The following is a 6267-nucleotide window of genomic DNA, read 5'->3' as shown; positions in this document are numbered from 1 at the left end:
GCTCTTTTTGAAGCATATCTTGAGCTAAAAGTTCATTTTATGATTCAAATCACAAAAATTCAAGCTGGTGATATTCTAGTCATCCGCTACGAAGGGCCTAAGGGTGGCCCTGGGATGCGAGAAATGTTGGCTCCCACCTCAGCAATTATCGGTGCTGGCTTGGGTGATGCTGTGGGATTAATTACCGACGGACGCTTTTCTGGTGGTACTTATGGCATGGTAGTTGGTCATGTGGCACCAGAAGCAGCAGTGGGTGGTGCGATCGCTCTTGTAGAAGAAGGCGATAGTATTACCATTGATGCACCCGCTCGTTTATTGCAGTTGAACATATCTGAAGAAGAATTAGCCCGTCGTCGTGCCAACTGGCAACCCCCCGCCCCGCGTTACACTAAAGGCGTGTTGGCGAAATATTCCAAATTGGTATCTTCTAGCAGTCTTGGGGCTGTGACAGATTTGGACTTGTTCAATAACTAGTTATTAAGCATATAGAGACCGAAAAAACTAAGAATAGACTAACAACAAGGACTGTTGAAGTTTTTGATGATTTGAATGGAATTGACCTATCCTGGGCGAGTAAGCAGTATCTTGGTGAGCGCGATCGCTAACTGAAGAAATTCTGTCCCGCTTGGAATTGTTGTGTTTTGAAGCTTAAAGCTATAGAATTTTTACGTTTTTTCTATTCTCCATGACCTCAATTAAGGCTTGAATGATTAGGTCAACTGTACTAATCTAGTCTCAATTCAACTAAAAAGCGGAGATCAATTGTGATTGATCACACTGGTATTGTTGTGAGTGATTTTGAGCGAAGCAAGTCCTTTTATGCTGCGGCATTAGAACCAATTGGACTCTCACTCATTTTAGAGTATTCACAGGAAACAAAAATTTTTGAATATTAATTAATACCAATATTCATGCCCATACAGTTCATAATACTTTTTCACATCTAATGAAACAGGTGGATGCCAACCTGATGCTTTCAATTCATTATACTCTGGATGTATAATATCAAAATTCACAAATAACGTTGTGACTTGATCACAAGTTTTATAGCAATATGGCAATTGTATAGGATTGTACCATCCTGCATCTTGAAATTTTTTCGGATAATGGCATCCTTGGTTAATCACTTCTAATTTACCACGTCGATATTGATATGGCATTTTTTCGGCTTCAGCAAAGCCTAAAGCTCTTGCTTCGGCTGGAATATCAAGGCTAAAACCAAACTCATCTCTACCAACAGTTAAACAATAGTCTTTATAACTGTAACAAATATTAGTTGCTGCACTGTAACCTGCTTCTTTTGCTTCACTGTCTAACGATTTAAGCACTTCCAGTGTAGATACTTTAAATAACTGATCTATTTTAAGAAGCCACATTTGATAAGGAATGCCACACATTCTATTTTGAGGTGGCAAACCTAACGCTTTACATACTTCGTGATTAGGGCAGTTCTCTGGTAGTTCACCCGTCATCACTTTGCAGTCTAGAAATAACCAACAATCTTTCTCCTGAATTTTAGGCATATTTAATTAGATGTTTTAAATTATTAGGATACTTAAAAATTAGTTAAATTTTAGCAAGATTATCTTATTCTTAGACTATATTACCCTAAAATAAACGTTAGAAATAAATCAAAGTTTTCTAAATTGTTATTAAAGCAAAAAGGAGAAAATGAATAACGTTATTATTCCCATCGAATTTGAACTCGCGGCAATAAAAATAGCTCAAGCGCATTTCCCTTGGCTACGTTTTAAAGTATCTCCTATCCAGGAGAAGGGAAGAGTCTACAATCGCTCATCAGACGCTATTTATTTTGAAGCTTACTTTCAAAATAGTTTGATTGATTATGATCCTCTCCACAAAAATAATTACTATCCTAGTTTTAACTTTTACTTGTTGCCGGGAAAGAGACTAATTCAGTTAAGTGGCTGGTGGCGTAATCAGGTGCTAACTTTCATTTACGCACCATTAGACCCAGAACCATACAATAAGCACTGGCAAAATGACAAAAACTTGGCTGTACCTTGCCCCTATCCAGACGGCGATAAATTTGAACATATGGCAATCGCTTTATTTTCTTTAGTTCAGGAGTATTTAGTAGGGTATGAGGGGTGATGCTGCTTCTTCAATTGTCTAGGATTTTTCAGTCAAGCCATTTTAGTAGCTCAACTTACCCAATCAACCCCAATACGCTTGGGTTAAGCATTTTTTCTCTTCTCTCTGTTTCCCCTGCGGCAAGCCGCTCCGCGTCTACGTTAAAAAAGTTGACTTTGACAAAGAGTTTTAGCCTTAACTGAACCGTATTGCCTCCTGACTCTTTACTTCAGGCTAGATTCAGCGCTATTGACAAGCTTCTTTAGATTTAAAGAAGGGCAAAAGCTTTTGGCGTTAATGAGATTTTGCCTTTAGTACTATAAGTGTTTACAAGTTGCTCTAAGGGTTCAACAGCATTGTTCTGAAGGATGAAATAGTTTGCTTGGTTACTGACAATGAGTGATAGCTCAGTTGCCCATTGCTCATAGTTGGAACTACCAATAATACCGATAGAAGACTGAATATAGTTAACAAGAATGCTGTTATTGAGACCAAAGCCACCTTCACCCCAGATGCAAGCACATTGCAGCAAATACTCATAGTCTGCGAATACTTTAAACTGGGGGTTCCATCTAGGAGCATTGCTTCGGTAGTGGACGAAACCATTGCTGTCGAATATCTCTTGTTGCCATAGAAGCTGCTGTAAGGAGCAGCAATTGCTAGGCGAAACAAACGGTTTTCCTTGGCGAATAACACTACCATTGCGGATGACATCGCGGCGGCGCTGCTGTCTTGCCATGCTGTATCGGACATTGGGATGTTGTTCAAAGTACTGCCGCATTGAGGCAACAAATTCAGGAGCTATGCTGTTGTCATCGTCCAGGTATGAAACAATGTCACCACCAGCTGCATCTAGTCCCAGGTTTCGAGCGTAGCACAAGCCAAAGCCACTGCTCGGTTCAGGGTGTTCCATTTCAATGTAACTGATGGGAAAATCAGCTCTTGCCTTAATGCTGTTGATGATATCTTTGGTATCAGGATTAGCGCCATCATTGATGACGACCCACTCGAAATTGCGGTCAGTTTGACTTTGAATGCTTGGCAGTGCAGTAGATGCAAGCTGCATAGGTCTATTGTAGGTTGCAGTGATAATTGATAGTCTCAAAGCTCTATACCTCTATCAGTTGATTGCGTTATTGTTGAATCGATCGCAGTTTGAATTTGCTGCCATCTTGCTACGTCCTCGTTTGTTATACCCCTGGCGGTTTCAATTTGATTACTTGCAAGAGTTAGCCGAATCAGCGTTAGCTTTTCATTGGTTCTGGCAACAGTTAAACTTTGCGTGGTGCTATTGAAGCTGATCTGGTAGTTACTACCTTCCAAGACAAATAGGTTTTCTTTTTCTGTGCGAATGGATTGAGGATAGGCAGTTGCTTGCTGTGCGAAGAACACTCTAGCTATGGGGGCAATTATAGTAGCGCGTTGCATCTGTTCTTGTTGTAATTGCTGATAGTCCCATTTCCCAAGTTCTATGCCCAAATCCATTTTTACCAAACGTTCTGCTAAAATTGCCATTTCTATTGGGCCAATACCTCCAGGGACGGGCGTAATGTTCTGGGGGATGCTGTAAGCACTGCGGTCTACATCGCCAGCAGCACCAGAAGCAGTAGGTGTAAAGCCACCATCGACAACCAAGCGATGAGAGGGGAGTACATAGTCCGTGAAAATTCCTCGTCTTCCGGTGACTGATACTACAATGTCAGCTTCTTGAGTTCTAGTCAGGTCATCGCCGTCTTCCAAACAGAAACAGCTGATTCTACTTGCTTCTAAATATTTGATGACACCATTGCCCACAAAGCCACCTCCGCCGACAACTGCAACATTGGAATCTCTTTGTGCGTAGGATTCAACAATTCTGGCGATTCCTTCAGCAGTAGCACAACTTTCAAAGAAATTGTTGCTTTGTCTGCGGACGATATCTATATCTTTTTGTGGCTCTAATAGCCCAATTGAGCTTGTAAACTTAGCTGGAATTGGATATTGAACAATAGCAGCAGTGACTTGGGTGTTTTCGTTAATGGATTGAACAATGCCGTCAAATTGCTCTACTGCGATATTAGGTGATAGCACAATATAATTGGGAGTAATGCCAATAGCGTTGAAAATAGCTACTTTTTGTTCTGCTGAGATTCTGGCTGCTTCATATCTAGCTCTTAATTCATTGCTGGCATTTTCTGAAGACTCAAATCTGATGATTGCTACTTCTTTTTGAGATGCTTGAAATATGGATTTGTATTTTTGACATTCTTGCTTTACGTGTTCTCGTATTAACTGTCCGTCTATGAGCGTCATTTAATATGGCGTTAAATTTGATGAAGAAAATTGTCTGGTACAAACAATTTTCTGAATTTCTAATACGATTTGTTGGAATTAGGTAGGGCGTTTGGTGATTTCGCCAACTTCTTGACCGTTGCAGGAAACCCAGTTAGTGACATAGCGTTCAGTGTCATGGAAGCCACTAAATTCAATACTGTTATCAGAACACTTCTCTTGGAACCATTGTTGTGCTTCTTGTTCTGTATTGAATGTTCTAGCGGCGACTTCTTCTACTGGAATCTTCCAGTTTGTATTGCCATACAAATCGCAAACATAATGTGTCATATCTGTTACTCCTTTAACAATATTTAAAAACCACTATGACAATTTTAAATCAACAACAGCAGGCTGAATTAATTATCCAACAAGCTTGCAAGGAAAATTTTACTGATAGCGAGAAAGCTATTTACGATGACTTTATTCTGGAAGCGGGGGTAAAAAACCCAGCCAAGATGACTGAGGCTACTGCTGATATGTTGATTAGATACCTTGATAGCTGCGACGCATCTAACGAGTTTGTTGCTAATGTAGTAAATCGCCTCGCGCAAGTTGCCCCGGCTCATATCATGACTAAGATTCTCAAGAGTGATAATGACGGTGATGGTGTGCCTTTATACGAGGAATTAAAACTTGGTACAAAGGCTACCGAATTTGATACCTCTTTTGAAATAGCGGCTGCAAGACAAAAACAATATCAATTTTCTCCAACTCGGAATTGCGATATGGAGTTGTAAGTATAACCCACTACTAAATAATCATCTGTAGTGAGTATGAGATTGTTATTCTCTAAAACGACTGAAAATAGAAATTAACCAGTTGCTACACAGGGGTAGACACTTACTCTTAGCTCGAAGTAAGTGTCTTAGCGGCTTTCCTCAAACATCGCCATCTTTCCCATACTCAAAATTAACCTTCGGGATACTGGGTGTAAAAAATGCGCTACTGTTAATCGTAAGCGCATTCCCGATCATGTACTGTGATCGCAATACTCCCAGCCCAAATAATCAGGCGATTCCCCTGTAAGTTTAACTTTGGAAAATTACCCCAGTGTCCTGATCTTCATCCCAAAACCACCAGCCTTGGGATAGTTCAGAAAGAACGCGCATTAGTGCTAACTGTTGCTGTGTGATTTCCCCACCGCCGTAGCTGACGTTGCTAGTGCCATCCCATGATTTAAGAATTGATGCTAAATTGTATCCATTGCCCATAATCCAACTAGCGTAGAAGCAGTCTTTGGATAGTTCTTCCATGATGGCTAGCAGTTCGAGTGCGGCATCAGGATTGGGTGATTTTAGGGCTTCAAGTGCAAGGCGGAGGTTTTCTTCTCTGTCTGCAACAAACTCCGAAAAAGCTGCTCTACTTGATGGTATATTATCCTTTTCAAGTGTGATTAATTTCCCATTTACAATCTTGACTGGAGTTATATTTGAGTAGTCAGTTTGGTCATCTTCACTTGCCTTTACTTTCATAGCTAAAGGATGCCAATGGATGCGCTCAATTTTATTGGTCTGAGGATTTGTCCATGTCCAGAATAGTTTGTGAGATGCAGCACCCTTAACTGTCAGATAAGTTCTTTTATGTCGAATGGGATAGTCTACACCTTCTTCTTTTTTGGCTTGCAAAAAGGCTTCTATTGATAGATATTCTTCATTGAGGTATGCCATTTTACGTGGTGCTGTCGCATATGTATAACCCGATATGCTGCTGCTATCACCATCTTTCAAGACTACCAAATTCCATTTGTCGTTTATTGGATTCTGTATCCAAAACTCAACTGATATTGTTTGTACAAACTGATCTAGAATTTGGACTACACAAGGATAGTAAAGTGTGAGTTGTTGATTGCTATTAGTCATT

At 40.2% G+C, this 6267-nt stretch carries 9 protein-coding genes; 4 read left to right on the top strand and 5 right to left on the bottom strand.

Features of this window, described 5'->3' with window-relative positions:
* The coding region (locus tag RMY00_RS27975) for a dihydroxy-acid dehydratase (protein ID WP_322650663.1) at window positions 1-474 on the top strand (474 nt) is incomplete at its 5' end.
* A gap of 290 nt (window positions 475-764) precedes the next feature.
* Entirely contained in the window at window positions 765-896 is a 132-nt protein-coding gene (locus RMY00_RS27970; protein ID WP_322650662.1) for a hypothetical protein, read from the top strand.
* Here the strand turns inward: RMY00_RS27970 and RMY00_RS27965 are convergent, their stop codons facing one another.
* Window positions 897-1523 carry a hypothetical protein gene (locus RMY00_RS27965; RefSeq protein ID WP_322650661.1) on the bottom strand — a complete coding sequence of 209 codons (627 nt, stop codon included), beginning with the start codon at window positions 1521-1523 and terminating at the stop codon, window positions 897-899.
* A 148-nt stretch (window positions 1524-1671) separates the two neighbouring features.
* On the opposite strand from RMY00_RS27965, the gene RMY00_RS27960 reads away from it, so the two are divergent.
* On the top strand, window positions 1672-2115 hold the full coding sequence (locus tag RMY00_RS27960; protein WP_322650660.1) for a hypothetical protein: 444 nt from the start codon (window positions 1672-1674) through the stop codon (window positions 2113-2115).
* Window positions 2116-2362: 247 nt separating this feature from the next.
* Here the strand turns inward: RMY00_RS27960 and RMY00_RS27955 are convergent, their stop codons facing one another.
* From RMY00_RS27955 to RMY00_RS27945, 3 genes are all read right to left on the bottom strand, one after another.
* Entirely contained in the window at window positions 2363-3199 is an 837-nt protein-coding gene (locus RMY00_RS27955; protein ID WP_322650659.1) for a glycosyltransferase family A protein, read from the bottom strand.
* Window positions 3196-4386, bottom strand: a complete 1191-nt coding sequence (locus tag RMY00_RS27950) for a bifunctional 5,10-methylenetetrahydrofolate dehydrogenase/5,10-methenyltetrahydrofolate cyclohydrolase (protein WP_322650658.1) — start codon at window positions 4384-4386, stop codon at window positions 3196-3198. The genes RMY00_RS27955 and RMY00_RS27950 overlap by 4 nt, the downstream gene beginning before the upstream one ends.
* Window positions 4387-4464: 78 nt before the next feature.
* Entirely contained in the window at window positions 4465-4695 is a 231-nt protein-coding gene (locus RMY00_RS27945; protein WP_069072316.1) for a hypothetical protein, read from the bottom strand.
* Window positions 4696-4730: 35 nt separating this feature from the next.
* On the opposite strand from RMY00_RS27945, the gene RMY00_RS27940 reads away from it, so the two are divergent.
* Window positions 4731-5144: a hypothetical protein gene (locus tag RMY00_RS27940; protein ID WP_322650657.1), complete on the top strand. Its 414-nt coding sequence runs from the start codon at window positions 4731-4733 to the stop codon at window positions 5142-5144.
* A gap of 291 nt (window positions 5145-5435) precedes the next feature.
* On the opposite strand, the gene RMY00_RS27935 is transcribed toward RMY00_RS27940, so the two are convergent.
* Window positions 5436-6266 carry a hypothetical protein gene (locus RMY00_RS27935; RefSeq protein WP_322650656.1) on the bottom strand — a complete coding sequence of 277 codons (831 nt, stop codon included), beginning with the start codon at window positions 6264-6266 and terminating at the stop codon, window positions 5436-5438.
* Between the last annotated feature and the right edge of the window lies 1 nt (window position 6267).

The organism is Nostoc sp. ChiVER01 (assembly GCF_034531155.1).
Taxonomy (GTDB): Bacteria; Cyanobacteriota; Cyanobacteriia; order Cyanobacteriales; family Nostocaceae; genus Nostoc.
Note: the sequence above shows the minus strand (reverse complement) of the source record. Positions and strands in the feature narration are given on the sequence as shown.

Excerpts from the sequence above, each read along its gene's own strand:
- RMY00_RS27965 (WP_322650661.1), bottom strand. The coding sequence starts at position 1,523 with ATGCCTAAAATTCAGGAGAAAGATTGTTGGTTATTTCTAGACTGCAAA.
- RMY00_RS27960 (WP_322650660.1), top strand. The coding sequence starts at position 1,672 with ATGAATAACGTTATTATTCCCATCGAATTTGAACTCGCGGCAATAAAA.
- RMY00_RS27950 (WP_322650658.1), bottom strand. The coding sequence starts at position 4,386 with ATGACGCTCATAGACGGACAGTTAATACGAGAACACGTAAAGCAAGAA.
- RMY00_RS27945 (WP_069072316.1), bottom strand. The coding sequence starts at position 4,695 with ATGACACATTATGTTTGCGATTTGTATGGCAATACAAACTGGAAGATT.
- RMY00_RS27940 (WP_322650657.1), top strand. The coding sequence starts at position 4,731 with ATGACAATTTTAAATCAACAACAGCAGGCTGAATTAATTATCCAACAA.
- RMY00_RS27935 (WP_322650656.1), bottom strand. The coding sequence starts at position 6,266 with ATGACTAATAGCAATCAACAACTCACACTTTACTATCCTTGTGTAGTC.